The sequence below is a fragment of the Serratia sp. LTN-2 genome (genome assembly GCF_059740205.1).
The window spans coordinates 193906-209660 of sequence record NZ_JCAXDO010000005.1 but is presented as its reverse complement, the minus strand read 5'-3'; the positions used below and the strand labels follow the sequence as shown (position 1 = coordinate 209660).

Here is a 15755-nt window from a genome sequence, read left to right as displayed (position 1 = left end):
TGAACATCATGAGTAACGTAAAGATTGAGAAGCCGCTCTCCGCCGATTCAACGGGCAAGGGAGGGCTGTTCTCCGGGCTGAGCGGCAAAATGCCGAAGGATACCGGCATCTTCATCGTGATGATCGGCATTGCGCTGATCTTCGAAATCCTCGGCTGGTACATGCGCGATCAGTCGTTCCTGCTGAACCCGAACCGCCTGCTGCTGATCGTGCTGCAGGTGGCGATCATCGGCATCATCGCGGTGGGCGTCACCCAGGTGATCATCACCACCGGTATCGATCTCTCCTCCGGCTCGCTGATTGCGTTGACCGCCGTGGTGGCGGCCAGCCTGGCGCAGACTTCGGACAGCATCTCGCCGATGTACCCGGGGCTGCTCGATCTGCCGGCGGCAATTCCGATCGGCGCGGGGATTGGGGTGGGCATTGTCTGCGGCTTTATCAACGGCTTCCTGATCACCCGCACCGGCATCCCTCCGTTCATCGCCACGCTGGGGATGATGGTGTCGGCGCGCGGCCTGGCGCAGTACTACACCAAGGGCAACCCGGTCAGCTTCCTGTCGGACGGCTTTACGTCAATCGGCCAGGGCGCGATGCCGGTGATCATCTTCCTGGTGATTGCGGTGATCTTCCATATCGCACTCAAGCACACCCGCTACGGCAAATACATCTACGCCATCGGCGGCAACATGACCTCGGCGCGGGTCTCCGGCATCAACGTCAATAAGTATCTGGTGACGGTTTACACCATCGCCGGTGGCCTGGCGGGGTTGGCGGGGGTGGTGCTGGCGGCGCGCGTCAGCAGCGGCCAGTCGAGCATGGGAATGTCTTATGAACTGGACGCCATCGCTGCGGCGGTGATCGGCGGCAGCAGCCTGATGGGCGGCGTCGGGCGCATCACCGGCACGCTGATCGGCGCGGTGATCCTCGGTCTTATCAAAAGCGGCTTCACCTTTATCGGCGTCGACTCTTACATTCAGGACATCATCAAAGGCGTGATTATCGTCGCCGCCGTGTCGATCGACATGCGGCGCAACCGCAAAAAACACTGATTGCCGTGGAATTGCCGCCGGCGCCAGGTTGGCCGGCGGTCTTTTTTTACCGGGGGACGCATCATGAACTACCTGAAAGGGCTGTGGCTGGCGGTGGCGCTGTGTGCGTCCACCCCGGCATGGGCGCAAACCATCGGCGTATCGATGGCCTATTTCGACCAGAACTTCCTCACTATCATCCGCCAGGCGATCGACCAGGAGGCCAAGGCGCGTGGCATCACCGCGCAGTTCGAGGATGCGCGCGGCGACGTCGGCCGCCAGACCGATCAGGTGCAGAGCTTTATCAGCGCCGGGGTGGACGCGATTATCGTCGATCCGGTCAACTCGGCCAGCACGCCGGTGATGACCAAAATGGCACAGGCCGCCGGCGTGCCGCTGGTGTACGTGAACCGCACGCCGGGCGACGCCAAACTGCCGCCGGGCGTGGTGTTCGTCGGCTCCGACGAGCGGGAATCCGGCACGCTGCAGATGGAAGAACTGGCGCGGCTGGCCAACTATCAGGGCAACGTGGCGGTGATGATCGGCAACCTGACCGACGCCGGCGCCTTGCAGCGCACCAAAGACGTGGAGCAGGTGGTGGCCAAATACCCGAAGATGAAGGTGGTGCAGAAGCAGAGCGCCAACTATTCACGCAGTGAGGGGATGGATCTGATGATGAACTGGCTGACCAATGGCGAAGCGATCGACATCGTCGCCGCCAACAACGATGAGATGGCGATCGGCGCGATCATGGCGCTGCGGCAGGCGGGCAAGGCGGACAAAAAGGTGCTGATCGGCGGCATCGACGCCACGCCGGACGGCCTCAAGGCGCTGGCTTCCGGCAAGATGCAGGTCACGGTGTTCCAGGACGCGATCGGTCAGGGCAAGGCGTCGGTCGAGGTGGCGCAGCGCATGATCAACGGCGAAAAGCTCGAGCCGTATTACTGGATCCCGTTCGAGCTGGTGACGCCGGCCAATCAGGAGAAATACGCGGCCAAACCCTGAGTTCGCCGTGAGATTCGCTTTGTCGGGGCGCTGCTTGCAGCGCCTTTCTTATTGTTGGCGTCAGTTACATGTCCGCTTGTGGCCAGCGCGGCGCCGAATCTTGCCTCACACTGGAGGTCTTTAAACCGCGTGAGGATGAGCGATGAACGCATTGAACGGTAAGGTGGCGGTGATCGGCGGCGCCAGTTCGGGGATCGGCAAAGCGGCGGCGCTGTTGTTCGCCCGGCAGGGGGCGGCGCTGGTGTTGGGCGCCCGCCGCGAGCGGCTGCTGGCTGAACTGGTGGGGGACATTCGGCGCGAGGGCGGCCGGGCGTTGGCGGTAGTCGGTGACGTGCGCGACGAAGCCTTCGCCGAACGGCTGGCGGCGACAGCGGTCGGCGAGTTCGGCGGGCTGGATATCGCTTTTAACAACGCCGGCACCTTGGGGCCGCTGGGGCCGTCGTTGGCGCTCACCGCCTCAGAGTGGCGCGAGGTGCTGGAAACCAACCTGTCCAGCGCTTACTACAGCGCCAAATATCAAATCCCCGCCATGCTGGCGCGCGGCGCGGGCTCGCTGATCTTCACCTCCACCTTCGTCGGCCACACTGCGGCGTTTCCCGGCACGGCGGCCTATGCGGCCAGCAAATCGGGGCTGATTGGCCTGACGCAGGCGCTGGCGGTGGAGTTTGGCGGGCGCGGCATTCGGGTGAACGCGCTGCTGCCGGGGGGCACCGATACCGCGATGGGGCGGCAGATGAGCGCTACCCCGGAGGCCTTGGCGCAGGTGGCCGATCTGCACGCGCTCAAGCGGCTGGCGAGGCCGGAGGAGGTCGCGCAGGCGGCGCTGTATCTGGCGTCTGACGCTTCTTCATTCGTCACCGGCACCGCGATGCTGGTGGACGGCGGGGTGTCCATCCAGCGCGGCTGAGGCCACAGGCGCCCGCGGCTTCAGCGGGCGTCAGAAAGCGGACAGGTGGCGGCGTACGATCTCGCGGCCGATCTCCAGCGAGGCGGTCGCCGCCGGGGAGGGGGCATTGCACACGTGCAGCGAGCGTTTTCCCTGTACGAAGTGGAAATCGTCCACCAGCTTGCCGTCGGCGGTCAACGCCTGGGCGCGCACCCCGGCCGGCCCAGGCCGGATATCCTGCTCTTGCAGCGCCGGGATCAGCCGGCGGGCGTTGTCGGCGAAACGGCGGCGCGACAGCGAACGGCGCATTTCCGCCAGCCCTTCGCCGAGGTAGTTGCCGGCGATTTTCCAAAAGCCGCGATAGCCGAGCACCTCGCTCAGATCGCGCAGGCTGAAGTCGCACTTGCGGTAGCCTTCGCGTTTGAAGGCCAGCACCGCATTGGGGCCGACGTCGCGCTTGCCGTTGTACATGCGGGTGAAATGCACGCCGAGGAACGGGAAGTCCGGATTGGGCACCGGGTAGATAAGATGGTTGACCAGGTGGTTTTTCGCCTCGTCCAGCACATAGTATTCGCCACGGAAGGGTACGATCTTCATGCCGGTTTCGTAACCGGCCAGTTTGGCGATGCGATCGCTGAACAACCCCGCGCAGTTGACCAGCACCCGTCCTTCGAAGGTGTCGCCGGCGGCGGTGACGGTGACGCCGGCGGCGTGCTCGCGAATGGCCTCGACCTGATGGCCGTAAGCGATTTCGCCGCCGCGCCGCACAATGATCTCCGCCAGCTTGGCGGCCACCTCCGCGTAGTTGACGATACCGGCGTCGGGCACCAGCAATGCCTCGAGGCCGTTAACGTGCGGTTCACGCTCCCGCAGCTGCGCCTGCGACAGCCGGGTGACCTGCAGGCCGTTCTGCAGGCCGCGCTGATAGATATTCTCCAGCCGCTCCAGCTCGTTCAGCTGGGTGGCGACGATCACCTTGCCGCACTGGTCGTGATACAGGTCGTGTTCGCGGCAAAAGGCGAACATGCTGCGGTTGCCTTGTTTTGCCAACTGCGCTTTCAGGCTGCCGGGCGCGTAGTAAATGCCGGAGTGCACCACGTTGCTGTTGTGGCCGCTTTGGTGCGCCGCCGGGCCGCGCTCTTTTTCCAACACCAGAATGCGCCGCTGCGGATCCGCTTCCTGCAGCGCATTCACCACGCCAAGCCCCACCAGGCCGGCACCGATCACGATCGCGTCGTACATCACGGCTTTTGCTCCTCGTTTTCCAGGCGGCGTAATTTGCCGCGCACGTTGTTCAAATGATTTTGCATGGCGGCGGTGGCCGCCGCCGCATCGCGGTCGCGAATGGCGATAAACACCCGCTCATGTTCGTCGATCACCCGCTGGCGCTCGGCCTGCCGCCCCCGATTTTTGCTGAGCGAGTACACCAGCACCCCCAGATACAGCTCGTGCATGTTATCGAGGATCTGCACGAAAAACGGGTTATGTGAAGCCAGCATGATGGCGCGGTGAAACAGGTAGTCCTGCCGATAGCCGATCTGGCCGTCGTTCAGCGTGCAGTGACGAAAGGCGAGGTGCGCCTGTTCGATCGCCTGCAATTCCTGTTCGGTGCGGCGCTCGGCGGCCATGCGTGCCGCCTGCTGCTCCATGACTTCGCGCATTTCCAACAGTGCCTCCACCTCACGGCGGTCGGCGATTTCCATCACCAGCGGCTCGTATTTGCTCAGCAGCGAATGCTGTTCCACCCGATGGCCGCCGCCCTGGCGTGAGGAGATGATGCCGCTGACCTCCAGCACGCCGAGCGCCTCGCGCACCGGCACCCGGCTGACGCCGAACGCGTCCGCCAACACATTTTCCGACGGCAGCTTCTCGCCGACCGGAAAGGTGCCGTCGTTGATGCCGGCTTTCAGCTGCGCCAGCACTTGATGAGAGGCTTTCTGGCGCGTCACTTTGCGGATCATGACGCGCCCCCTGGCAGCGCTGCGCGCTGCTTATAGCGCAGCAGGTGCATGGCGGCGGCGCCGGCGATCAGGGCCGCGCCGCCCAGATCGGTCATCAGGCCCGGTTTGATCAGCAAAATCGCCGCCGTGGTAAACAGCACCCGCTCCAGCCAATGGGTTTTCATCAGCCAAAAATTGGCGCTGGCGATCGACAGCGCGTAGATCCCCACCAGCGCGCTGATCACCATATGCAGCACCGACAGCGGATTGAGATCGTCGCCCTGCATCAGCAGCATCGGGTTGTAGACCAGAATGAACGGAATGATAAAGCCCGGCAGCGCCAGGCGCACCGCATCCCACGAGGTTTGCATCGGATCGGCGCGGGCGATGCTGGCGGCGGTGTAGCTGGCCAGCGCCACCGGCGGCGTGATGTTGGACAGTGCGCCGAACCAGAACACGAAGAAGTGCGCCGCCAGCGGCAGCACGCCGGCCTTGATCAGGATCGGCGACACGGTGACCGCCACCACGATGTAGAGCGCGGTGGAGGGCAGCCCCATGCTGAGCACGATGCACACCAGCATCACCACCAGCAGGATCATCCACAGGGTGTTGTCGGTCATGGCGACGATGTTGAACGCCAGCGTCGAGCCGATGCCGGTCATAGTCACCACGCAGATGATCACGCCGATGGCGGCGCAGGCGATGGTGACCTGAATCGAGCCGCGCGCTGCGTCGTTCAGGGCCAGTGCGATTTTTTTCGGCGTCATGCGTACCGAGCTGTCGGGGGTGAGCCAGCTGGCGGCGATGATCGAAATAATGCCGAGAAAGCCGGCGTAGATCGGCGTTTTGCCCAGCAGCAGCGTGCCGATGACGATGACGAGCGGCAGCAGCAACAGCCCGCGCGCCTTCAGCACTGCGCGCACCTGGGGAATGTTCTCTTTGCTGATGCCCTTCAGGCCCTGTTTCTTGGCTTCCAGATCGATGGCCATGATCAGCGCGGCGTAATAGAGCAGCGCCGGCACGATGGCGGCGATGACGATGGTGGTGTATGAGATGCCGAGGAAGCCGGCCATGATAAATGCCGCCGCGCCCATGATGGGGGGCATGATCATGCCGCCGGTGGAGGCGGTGGCCTCAACGGCGCCGGCGAAGCGAGGCGACAGGCCGATGCTTTTCATCAGCGGAATGGTGAAGGTGCCGGTGGTGGCGACGTTGGCCACCGCGCTGCCGCTCAACGAGCCGGTGAGCGCCGACGAGATCACCGCCACCTGGGCCGGGCCGCCGCGGCGGCGTCCGGCGGCGGCCAGCGCCAGATCGTTGAACAGCGCGGTCGCGCCGCTGACGCTGAGAAAGGCGCCGAACAGAATAAACACCACGATGGCGGTGGAGGCGGTGGACAGGGTGATGCCGAAAATCCCTTCGCTGGTCATAAACAGCCGGTACAGCAGGCGCTCCACCGAGAAACCGCCGTGGCCGAAAATGCCCATGAAATACTGGCCGAACAGCGCATAAACGATGGCGAAGGTCGCCAGGCCGGGAATGAAATAGCCGGTGGTGCGGCGCGCGGCTTCGAACAGGACGCCGATGCCGATCGCCGCCATGACGTAATCGGTGGTGTTGGGAATGCTCTTGCGTACCACGTGCAGATCGACATAGTTAACGTAGAAATAGCCGTAGCTGACCAGCGTCAGGATGATGAACAGATAGTCCCAACGGTTGAAGCTGCGGGTGGCGTGGCGAGCTGAAAACGGGAACAGGATAAAGCCCAGGATCAGAATGCCGCTCAGGAAGGTGGTGTTGCGATAGAACTCTTGGGTGTTGGACAGCGCGTTGGCGTAGATGGCGTAGGCGGAAATGGCGATCGCCAGGACGGTCGCCAACTGCAGATAGACGCCGCTCAGCGGCCGGCTGCCGGCGCCGGCTTCCTTGTCCAGATCGACGGCGGGCTGCGGTGAAGAAGAGTGAGTGCTCATACGTCCTCCTGGATTATGGGTTGGCGGCCAGCGCGGTGGCTTCCGGCGGGATCAGATAATCGGGTATCTCGACGCCGGCTTCGCGGTAGTAGCGATAGGCACCGAGGTGCAGCGGCACCGAAACGCCTTTCAGCGCGTTTTCCAGCGAGATGTATTTGGCCGAGCTGTGCACCTGGTGCACTTCCGGCAGGTTCTCGAACATCGTTTTGGTCAGGTCGTATACCCGCTTTTCGTCGAGCCGGCTGAGGGCCACCAGAATGTTGGGCTGCGCGATGGTGGCGACCGCCTTGGGCTGGCGCGGGTAGGTATCCGCTTTGATGTCGAACCGAAACCAGGAGTTGGCGATGGCGTTGATGCTGGCCAGCTGCTCGTCGGTGACTTCCAGGATGCGCGCCGGCACGCCGCTGGCGTACATGTCGGTGACGGCGGCCGCCGGCACCCCTGCGGGCAGGGCGCCGCCGTCCAGGCGCCCGTCGCGCATCGCGGACACCGTATCGCCATAGCCGAGGTATTCCGCCGACAGCGATTTTTTGCTCAGCTTGACGCCCTGCAGGATGATCATCGTCGACTGCTCGGTGCCGCTGGCCTGCGGCCCGACGGAAAAGCGCGTGCCGGTGATATCGTTCAGCGTGCCGTCTTTCACCCGGCTTTCCAGCATCACGAAGTGTTCGACGTTGGGCCACAGCATGGAGATGGATCGCAGCTCGCGGTCGGCGCGGCCGTTGAAGTTGCGCACGCCCTGATAGGCTTCAACGGCGATCAGGCTCTGTAGAATCGCCAGCTGCGCTTCGTCTTTTTGCAGCAGGTCGATATTCTCGATCGAACCGGCGGAGGACTGACCGGTCACCTGGATCCCCTGATGCTTCAGCCGGTTGCTCCAGACGTTGGCCAGCCCGACGCCCATCGGGTAGTAGGTGCCGCCGGTGGAGGCGGTGGCGACGGAGAGGAAGGTTTTGTCGGCGTTTTCCGCTTTACCGGCGATGGCCAGCAACGCGGCGCCGACCACGGCGCAGGTAACAAGCAACGTTTTGATTTTTCTATTTTTCATTATTTTCCCCAGCGGTTTTTTGAAACAAATAGAAAACATTTACGCAAACTTGTATACAACATGGCAGCTTTATTCACCTAAAGCGCAGTGTTTGATTTGTGATCTGGGTGGGTGAAAAGTGAACGGCGCGGTGGGGAGGGGGAATGCAAAACCCGTGGCCTGGCGCCACGGGCATACGGGAGAGCGTTACCAGCCTTTGACGGCGTCGCCTTTGTAGATTTCGGCGGCGCTGGCCGCCACTTCGTCGGTCTGATAGGCCTTGACCAGATCTTTCACTTTCTCGCTGTCTTTGTTGTCGATGCGGCTGGCGAAGATGTTGACGTACGGGGAGTTTTTGTCTTCGACAAACAGCCCGTCCTTGGCCGGCGACAGGCCAATCTGGCTGGAGTAGTTGGTGTTGATGATCGCCAGCGTTACCTTCTGATCGTCCAGCGCGCGCGGCAGCTGCGGTGCTTCAATCTCGACGATCTTCAGCTTTTTCGGGTTGCTGACGATATCCAGCGCGGTCGGCAGCAGGCCGACGCCGTCTTTCAGGGTAATCAGCCCCTGTTTTTGCAACAGCAACAGCGAGCGGCCCAGGTTGGTCGGATCGTTCGGCACCGCCACCTGCGCGCCGTCCGGCAGCTGACTGAGCGCGGTGATCTTCTTCGAGTAGCCGGCGATCGGGTAGACGAAGGTGTTGCCCACCGCCGCCAGCTTGTAGCCGCGCTCCTGCATCTGCTTGTCCAGATACGGCTTGTGCTGGAAGGCGTTAACGTCCAGATCGCCGTTGTTCAGCGCTTCGTTCGGCAGCACGTAGTCGTTGAAGGTCACCACCTCCACGTCCAGATCGTATTTCTGCTTGGCAACCTTTTGCACCACCGCCCACAGCGACTGATCGATACCGGCGCTGATGCCGACCTTGATGTGGTGATCGTCCTGCGCGGTGGGGCCGCAGGCGGTCAGCAGCAGCGTGCCGGCGGTGGCCAGCGCCAGGGTGAGGTTTTTCAGCGTAAATGTCATTTTCCCAGGGTCCTTGTCAACATTGCCTGCTAATTTTGGCGGGCAGAATAGTGGCAGTGACTGTAGGTAATCGCTGGGCTAAAACAAAATACTGATTCACTATGACTCATAGCGATTAGCTATGAGCGCCCGCCGCCTGGCGCGGTGCGGATTGTTTTGACGGCGAATCGGCGGGCTTATTATGATAGCCGTTGGCCCACAAGGGGCAGACTGGGTACTGAAACGAAGGAATAGACAATGCGATTGAACACTTGGAGCAAGGCGCTGCTGCCGCTGGTGGTGTTGGCCTGCGTCTCGGCGACTCAGGTTCGGGCGGCGGAGAGCGATACCGGGCCGATCCCCAAACAGCTGCTGGGCAACTGGCGCGTCAGCAAGATCGTGCCGACCCAAACCACCGGCTGCTGGGATCAGCAGCAGGCGCAGAGCCTGATCGGCGGCAAAATCAGTTATAAAGCGGACGCCTTCAGCTGGAACGGCACGGCGCTGAAAAGCGAAGGGGCCACGGTCAGCACCGTAGAAGCGCAGGAGTTCGTCGAGGACAACGCCGGCAGCAGCTCCTACATCGATTTCCCGATGCTGGGCATCAGTACGCCGTCGGTCGAGCGCGTGGCCATTCAGCACGCGGATACCTCCATTAAAGGCATCACCGATCAGGGTAGCGACGGGGTGCCCGGCGATAACGTGCTGGTGAAAGACGCCAACACGCTGATCCTGTCGCTGTGCAACGTCTGGTTTGAGGCGCAGCGCGAGAAGTAATTTCTGCTTTCAGCCCCGGCGACGGGGCTTTCCCACCGCATCGCCACCCGCCCGGCGCGCCATTTCTGAACTAAAATTAACCATAACGATATGACCCCGACGTGATATCGGAGCCTCGTCTCTACCGAGTCCATGACAGGAGGCGTTATGTGTTACAGACATATTGTCATCGCCACCGATCTGAGCGATGACGGCAAACGGCTGGTCGAAAAGGGAGCGCTGCTGGCGGAGGCGCTGCAGGCCAAACTCTCGCTGATCTATGTGGACGTCCATTACGACACCTACCACGCGGCGATCGGCTTTTCGGAGCGCAGCTATGACGGTGTACCGTTCGAAGAGAAGATCCGCAAAGAGCTGGAGCCCACCACGCAAAACGTCAATTACCCGATCGCGGAAGTGATTATCGGGCGCGGCGGCTTCGTTGACGAACTGCGCACGGCGGTCGTGGACAAGAACATCGATCTGCTGGTGTTCGGCCATCACCACGATCTGTGGAGCAACCTGTTTTCTTCTACCCGCAACGCCATCAACCAGCTGAATACCGACGTGCTGGTGATCCCGATCCGATCATAAACGCGGGCCACCGCCGGGCAACAATGACGGTGGCCGCCGCGGCTTATTGCGTGAAGAAGTCGTTATACAACATGTACAGATGCGCCGCGCTCCAGGAGAAGTTCGGCGCGCCTTGCTGTTTGCCGGTGAGCGGGTTGTAGTTCTCGCGGATCGGCCCGTCGGCGACCAGGCCGTCGGCGTGGCGGAAGAAGGCCTGCGCCATCGCTACCGCGTCGTCGCGATAGCCGTAGCGTTCCATGCCCTTGAGGCCGAAATACAACTGATCGACCCACACGCGGCCGCGCCAGTAGATGTCCGCGCCGAACGCCGGGTTGGTCAGCGCCGCGGTGCCGAGCGGCACATAGGTATTGAACTCGCGCGGATCCTTCATCACCCTGACCACCGCATCGGCGTGCGGCTGGCTGGCGGCGCCGTTGAACAGCGGTGACCAGCCTTCCGGCCCTTTGCCGCGTTCGACGATCGGTTTGCCGGCGCAGCCGTTGGCCAACGGCCGGCTTTCGATGCGAATGTCGTAGAAGAAACCGCTCTGCTTATCGAACATGCAGGTGTTGATATAGGCCGCCAGCTTATCGGCTTTGGCGCGGAAGGCCTCGGCCTCGGCGCCATGGCCCAGAATATCGGCCATCTCCGCCAGGTAGCGGTTGTCGCTGTACATATAGCTGGCCTGATCCACCGATTCCTGCAGCAGCGAGTAGCCGAGCAGCGTGCCGTCGGGCGCGCGGTTTTCGGCGAATTTCACCTGCCAGTCTTCGCGTTTGCCGCCCTGTGCCACGTAGCGCGCCAATTGATCCGGATCGATAAAGCCGAATACTGCCGCATCGTCGCGGCCCGACTCCCAGGAGGCGGCGGTTTGCGCCGGGATCGCGATACTGTCGTAATGCCCCTTGTGCACGATGCGATCGTAGTTGTTGAGGCCAGCCAGCGTTTGCTCACGTTGCCCGCGTTTGACGGTAAACAGCATGCGCCCGTCGGGAGTATTGTGCGCTTTGTCGCGGGTGGCGCCGTACTCCGGCACGCCGTTGCCGTTGTGATCGCGGTTGCGCAGCCACCAGTCATGGTAAGCCACCAGCTTCGGGTACATCTCCGCCAGCCAGCCCTTATCGCCGGTGACGCGATACACCTCCATCACCGCCCAGGCCGCCAGGCTCGGCTTGGTGTTACGTTCGTTCCAGTTGCCACCGTCCCCGCCGCGCTCCGGGCTGGGGTTGTAGGCGATAAGGTCGGGCAGGAAACCGGCGTCCCACGGCCGCAAAGCGTCGCCCGGCCGAATCTGGAAGGCGAACACCGCGCGAATGTTGTCCTTGGCCACGTCCGGGTTGAAGTGCGCCATGGCGTAGGCCTGTTTCCAGGTGTCCCACGGCCAGGTTTGGTTGCCGGAGAACCAGCGCCCGGTGACCGACGGGGTGACCGAGTCGAACTTCATCGCCCCGGCGGCGCCGCGCCAGTTGCCGTTCAGCGTTTCTATCGCTTTGACCGCCACGCGGGTTTGTTCCGCCGTGGCGTGCGGGTTGCGGAGCCCGGCGGCGAGATAGCGTTGCCAACGCTGGGCCGACGCGGCCATATAGCGCTGCGGGTGAGCGAGGATGTCGGCGATAGCGCGCTGTTCGCGCTGCGCCTCGTCGGCGGTGAGCAGATGCGAATAGGTGGTGTACAGCGTGGTGGTGCCGGCGATGCGCGCCGTGGCGCGGAAGCGGTGGCCGTCGACCGCGGTGCGCTGCGGCAGCGATTTATGGATCTGATACTCGGACTGGCCGGAAGTCATCAGCTGCGACGGCGCACGCACCTTGCCGAAGGTGACGCGCAGGCCGTCCGCCGTCGGCACAATGCGGCGCTTGTAGTCCGGAAACGCCTGTTCGATGGTCGCCGGCGGCTGCGGTTTTTGCTCTTTGGCCGCGTAGCGCTCCAGCAATTCGCCGTCCCACACCAGCTCCAGCGGTGTATCGGTGATAATTTGCGTCTCCAGCAGCGAGGTGCGCGCACTGGCGAAGCGCAGCGTCAGGTTGACGGTCACCCCCGGCGCGTTGAGCCGTTGCACCAGGGCGCCGGGCAGACTGTAGGCCGTCATGGTGAAAGACACCGGCTTGCCGTTGCGATATACGCTGAGCCGATCGAAATTGTTGGCCATAAAGTTGATGTATTCTTCGGTCAGCAGTGCCGGGCCGGGGAAGCCGCCCATGCCTTCCGGACCGCTCGGCAACAGGTGGCCGTGCCAGGCGCCGAGATCGAAGAACGGGTTGAAGCGTTGATGATCGTCGAAGTCATAGTCGAGCATAAAATGCGGCGCGCCGTGGCGATCGATAACGTTTGGGTAGCGTTCGGCCAGCGGGGCGTCGGGCGTTTTCGGCGTGCAGCCCGCCAGCGTCAACGCGAGGGTGAGGGCGGTGGCCAGCGGCGTCAGGGGAGTCATGTTCATCGTAGGGGCCTCAACGGTTACCAATAGAAATATTGCATCAGAAACACCGAGTTGCTGGCGCCGGTGCTGTCGTTGCGCATAAAGAATTTGCTGTCCAGCGCGGTGGCCAGCTTACCGCCGGCATATTCGTACCAGACGCCGAACTGGGCGTAGGAGGTGGCGGTATCTGCCGCGTGATCAAACCGGTGGCGGGCGTAGCTGTAGGCGGTGGAGAGGTACAGCCCTTTGGCGGTTTCCGTCATCGCGCTGAGCATCAGGCCCGACTCGCTGCCGGGGTGGCCGCCGCTGTCGCCTTTGCCGGTGTGGTGCCAGACGCGGCCGGCCAGGTGTTTGCCGCGCAGCCCCAGCAGAAACAGCTGCCCCAGACCGTCGGTCACTTCCAGGCCGTTCAGCAGCGTCAGATTGTCCTGCAGATCGTATTGGGTGTAGCCGTTGATCATCGCCCGGTAGGTGTATTTGTCGGAGTAGCGGTCGTATTTGCCGAAGTGCAGCAGCGCCTTGCTCTCGTCGATGCGGCTTTCCGGCGCCGCCGTCACGCTGTAGCGAAAGCGCCCGGTCAGGTTTTGCAGCTTGGCGGCGTAGCTGAGATCGCGGGTGTTGGGGATCACGTAGCCGTACTCCGGCGTGAAGTCGCCCCACCATTGCAGATCGTCGAGCGACGAGTCGTTGCGTACGCTAAGCATCATCTCGGTGCCGTCATCGGTACGGTAACCGCCGTAGAAACGGTTCAGGCCACCCTCGAAGCCGCCCCAGCTGTGGCCGGGCGTCCAGGCGTGGCCCTGGCTGTCGGCCTGGACGGTCCAGCCCTCGCCGTAAATCAGGCCGAACCAGTGGCCCTGTTTGATCTCGAGGCCGCCTTCGATGTAGGTGCCGTCGCTGTATTTATGCTGATGTTCGCCGTTCAAATAGACGCTGCCGCCGATGCCGAGCTCGCCGTAAAAGCGCAGGGCGGTCGCGGCGCTATCGGACAACGGCGGCGGCGGCAGCTGATTGCGCTCCGCGGGGGTAACGGGTTCCTGCGCCGCCCAGACCGGCGCGCTGAGTATCAGTAATAAGGGCAACAGGGCGTGATGATTTATTGATGTCATGGGGCATGTGCCTGGTGTTGGATGGATCGGCGCGTCAGTCGAACGGCGGCTCACGCAAGGTCGCTCCCGGCTCCCTGGGAGAAGAGATAAAGTCCGCCCGATCGCGAGCGGTAAACGGCAGGTATATTAGTAAAGTATTTAGTAAAAAATACGCTTTAATCAGTAAATCGTTAACTTGATCACAACGGGTGAAATGGGTATCTTTCGCTGCAGGCGCCCGGCAACGATTTGCATGAGCGAGCGCCGGCCCGGTCTGGGAAGAGAGGGGGCGGGCGGCGCTGTACGTCGCGCCGCTATCCGATTAAGCTACCGTTTTTCGTCTGTGCATTGGGACTCTATGGCCACACTGAAGGAAATTGCTGAAGCCGCTAATGTGTCCGTCGCCACCGTTTCGCGCGTGTTGAATGACGACCCCACCCTGAGCGTGAAGGCGCAAACGCGCCAGAAGATCCTGGAAGCGGCGGAGCGCCTCGAATACAAGGTGGCACCCTCCAAACGGCAAAGCGGGCATCGCCTGCATTTTGCTGCGCTGTTCACCTATACGCAGGGCGTGGAGATCAACGATCCCTATTACCTGGCGATGCGCTACGGTATCGAAACGCAGTGCGAAAAACTGGGCGTGACGCTGAGCGCCGGTTACGACTTTACCGGCGACAAGGCGCTGCCGGCGGCCGACGGCCTGCTGGTGATCGGCCGGCCACAGCCCGCGCTGTATGAGCAGCTTAAGCTGCAGGACGCGCCGGTGGTGTTTATCGACGGCGTGGTGGACGACGAACGTTTCGACTGCGTCAATGTCGACCTGTACAAGATCAGCCGCAAGGTGATCGATTACTTTATCGGCCGCGGCTATCAGCGCATCGGCTTTATCGGCGGGCGCGACCATCCGGCGGGCATCGACCAGCGCGAACAGGCGTTCGTCGAGTATGGCCGGCAGCGAAACGTGGTGCGGCCGCAGGATATTTACCACGGCGATTTCAGCAGCCAGTCGGGCTACCAGTGCGCCAAAGCGATGTTGCAAAGCCAGAATGGCTATCCGCCGGCGCTGCTGGTGGCGACCGATTCGATCGCCATCGGCGTGCTGCGCGCGCTGCACGAACACGGCGTCCAGGTGCCGGGGCAGATTGCGCTGATCAGCGTCAACGACATTCCCACCGCCCGCTTTATTTTCCCCGCCTTGTCCACGGTGCGCATCCCTTCGGAAACCATGGGCGCACAGGCCATCAACCTGCTGGTGGAGCGGCTGCGCGATGAACGCGCCGTCCCGCTGTCGATCTTCGTTCCCAGCTCGCTGCAGCTGCGCGACACCACCGTCGCCTGACCGGCCCCCGCCTCGGCGGGGGGCGTTGGCGCTCAAAATTAACGTCATGATAAAAAAAGGCATTTGAGATTTATTGTGATCCTGTCGTCATTTGGTAAATATCGGCTGTAGTTTTTACTAAATATTTACTATCGTTTCCGCATTGCACAGGTGTCGGGAGACGTGACGTGAATAATTGGGAAAACATTGAAAAACAGTCGGAGCACCGGTTGGCGCCGCGCGCGAGCTTCTTCAGCTACGCGGACGCCGAGCAGGCGCTGAGCTTCGATCGCAACGCCAGCCGGCGTTTCCAGCTGCTGAGCGGCCGTTGGCGCTTTCGCTTCTTCGATCACCCGGCGCAGGTGCCGGCGGCGTTTTACCGTGAGCCGATGAGCGACTGGGGCGATATGGCGGTGCCGGGTATGTGGCAGTTGGAAGGGCACGGCCACCTGCAGTACACCGACGAGGGCTTCCCGTTCCCGATCGACGTGCCTTACGTGCCGACCAACAACCCGACCGGCGCCTATCAGCGTCACTTTACGCTCGACGCCGGCTGGCGGGATCAGCAAGTGCTGATCAAATTCGACGGCGTGGAAACCTACTTCGAGGTGTACGTCAACGGCCATTATGTCGGCTTCAGCAAGGGCAGCCGACTGTGCGCCGAGTTCGACATCAGCCCCTATGTGCGGCAGGGCGAGAACCTGCTGTCGGTGCGGGTGATGCAGTGGGCCGATTCCACCTACATC

Annotated in this window: 14 protein-coding genes; 7 read left to right on the top strand and 7 right to left on the bottom strand. The window is 62.5% G+C overall.

Annotation, left to right across the window (positions count from 1 at the left end):
• Positions 1-8 precede the first annotated feature (8 nt).
• From AC6BYQ_RS12850 to AC6BYQ_RS12840, 3 genes are all read left to right on the top strand, one after another.
• Entirely contained in the window at positions 9-1049 is a 1041-nt protein-coding gene (locus AC6BYQ_RS12850; protein WP_049204184.1) for an ABC transporter permease, read from the top strand.
• Positions 1050-1112: 63 nt separating this feature from the next.
• Positions 1113-2033 (top strand): sugar ABC transporter substrate-binding protein, encoded by a 921-nt coding sequence (locus tag AC6BYQ_RS12845; RefSeq protein WP_498056980.1) that lies wholly within the window; start codon positions 1113-1115, stop codon positions 2031-2033.
• 142 nt (positions 2034-2175) lie between these two features.
• Positions 2176-2940: an SDR family oxidoreductase gene (locus tag AC6BYQ_RS12840; RefSeq protein WP_498056979.1), complete on the top strand. Its 765-nt coding sequence runs from the start codon at positions 2176-2178 to the stop codon at positions 2938-2940.
• Between the two features lie 30 nt (positions 2941-2970).
• Here AC6BYQ_RS12840 and lhgD read toward each other — a convergent pair whose 3' ends face one another.
• The 5 genes from lhgD to metQ all read right to left on the bottom strand — a co-directional run bounded on the left by lhgD (position 2971) and on the right by metQ (position 8882).
• The gene (lhgD, locus tag AC6BYQ_RS12835; RefSeq protein ID WP_498057026.1) at positions 2971-4161 is read right to left on the bottom strand and encodes an L-2-hydroxyglutarate dehydrogenase; all 1191 of its coding nucleotides are present in this window, start codon (positions 4159-4161) and stop codon (positions 2971-2973) included.
• On the bottom strand, positions 4161-4880 hold the full coding sequence (locus AC6BYQ_RS12830) for a FadR/GntR family transcriptional regulator (RefSeq protein WP_498056978.1): 720 nt from the start codon (positions 4878-4880) through the stop codon (positions 4161-4163). Before AC6BYQ_RS12830 ends, lhgD begins: the two co-directional genes overlap by 1 nt.
• Positions 4877-6832, bottom strand: coding sequence for a TRAP transporter permease (locus tag AC6BYQ_RS12825; RefSeq protein WP_498056977.1), 1956 nt, complete (start codon positions 6830-6832; stop codon positions 4877-4879). The genes AC6BYQ_RS12830 and AC6BYQ_RS12825 overlap by 4 nt, the downstream gene beginning before the upstream one ends.
• A gap of 13 nt (positions 6833-6845) precedes the next feature.
• Positions 6846-7880 (bottom strand): TAXI family TRAP transporter solute-binding subunit, encoded by a 1035-nt coding sequence (locus tag AC6BYQ_RS12820; protein WP_498056976.1) that lies wholly within the window; start codon positions 7878-7880, stop codon positions 6846-6848.
• A 186-nt stretch (positions 7881-8066) separates the two neighbouring features.
• Positions 8067-8882 carry a methionine ABC transporter substrate-binding lipoprotein MetQ gene (gene metQ / locus AC6BYQ_RS12815; protein ID WP_498056975.1) on the bottom strand — a complete coding sequence of 272 codons (816 nt, stop codon included), beginning with the start codon at positions 8880-8882 and terminating at the stop codon, positions 8067-8069.
• A gap of 237 nt (positions 8883-9119) precedes the next feature.
• On the opposite strand from metQ, the gene AC6BYQ_RS12810 reads away from it, so the two are divergent.
• Positions 9120-9638, top strand: coding sequence for a hypothetical protein (locus AC6BYQ_RS12810; RefSeq protein ID WP_063919229.1), 519 nt, complete (start codon positions 9120-9122; stop codon positions 9636-9638).
• Between the two features lie 147 nt (positions 9639-9785).
• On the top strand, positions 9786-10211 hold the full coding sequence (locus tag AC6BYQ_RS12805; RefSeq protein WP_498056974.1) for a universal stress protein: 426 nt from the start codon (positions 9786-9788) through the stop codon (positions 10209-10211).
• Positions 10212-10254: 43 nt separating this feature from the next.
• Here AC6BYQ_RS12805 and ygjK read toward each other — a convergent pair whose 3' ends face one another.
• Together ygjK and ygjJ are read right to left on the bottom strand one after the other, a co-directional pair.
• Positions 10255-12624 (bottom strand): alpha-glucosidase, encoded by a 2370-nt coding sequence (gene ygjK, locus AC6BYQ_RS12800; protein WP_498056973.1) that lies wholly within the window; start codon positions 12622-12624, stop codon positions 10255-10257.
• A 17-nt stretch (positions 12625-12641) separates the two neighbouring features.
• Positions 12642-13712, bottom strand: a complete 1071-nt coding sequence (gene ygjJ, locus AC6BYQ_RS12795) for a protein YgjJ (RefSeq protein ID WP_498056972.1) — start codon at positions 13710-13712, stop codon at positions 12642-12644.
• Positions 13713-14049: 337 nt separating this feature from the next.
• Here ygjJ and ebgR point away from each other — a divergent pair, with 337 nt between their 5' ends.
• Together ebgR and AC6BYQ_RS12785 are read left to right on the top strand one after the other, a co-directional pair.
• Positions 14050-15030: a transcriptional regulator EbgR gene (gene ebgR / locus AC6BYQ_RS12790; protein ID WP_498056971.1), complete on the top strand. Its 981-nt coding sequence runs from the start codon at positions 14050-14052 to the stop codon at positions 15028-15030.
• Positions 15031-15197: 167 nt separating this feature from the next.
• The coding region (locus AC6BYQ_RS12785) for a sugar-binding domain-containing protein (RefSeq protein WP_498056970.1) at positions 15198-15755 on the top strand (558 nt) is incomplete at its 3' end.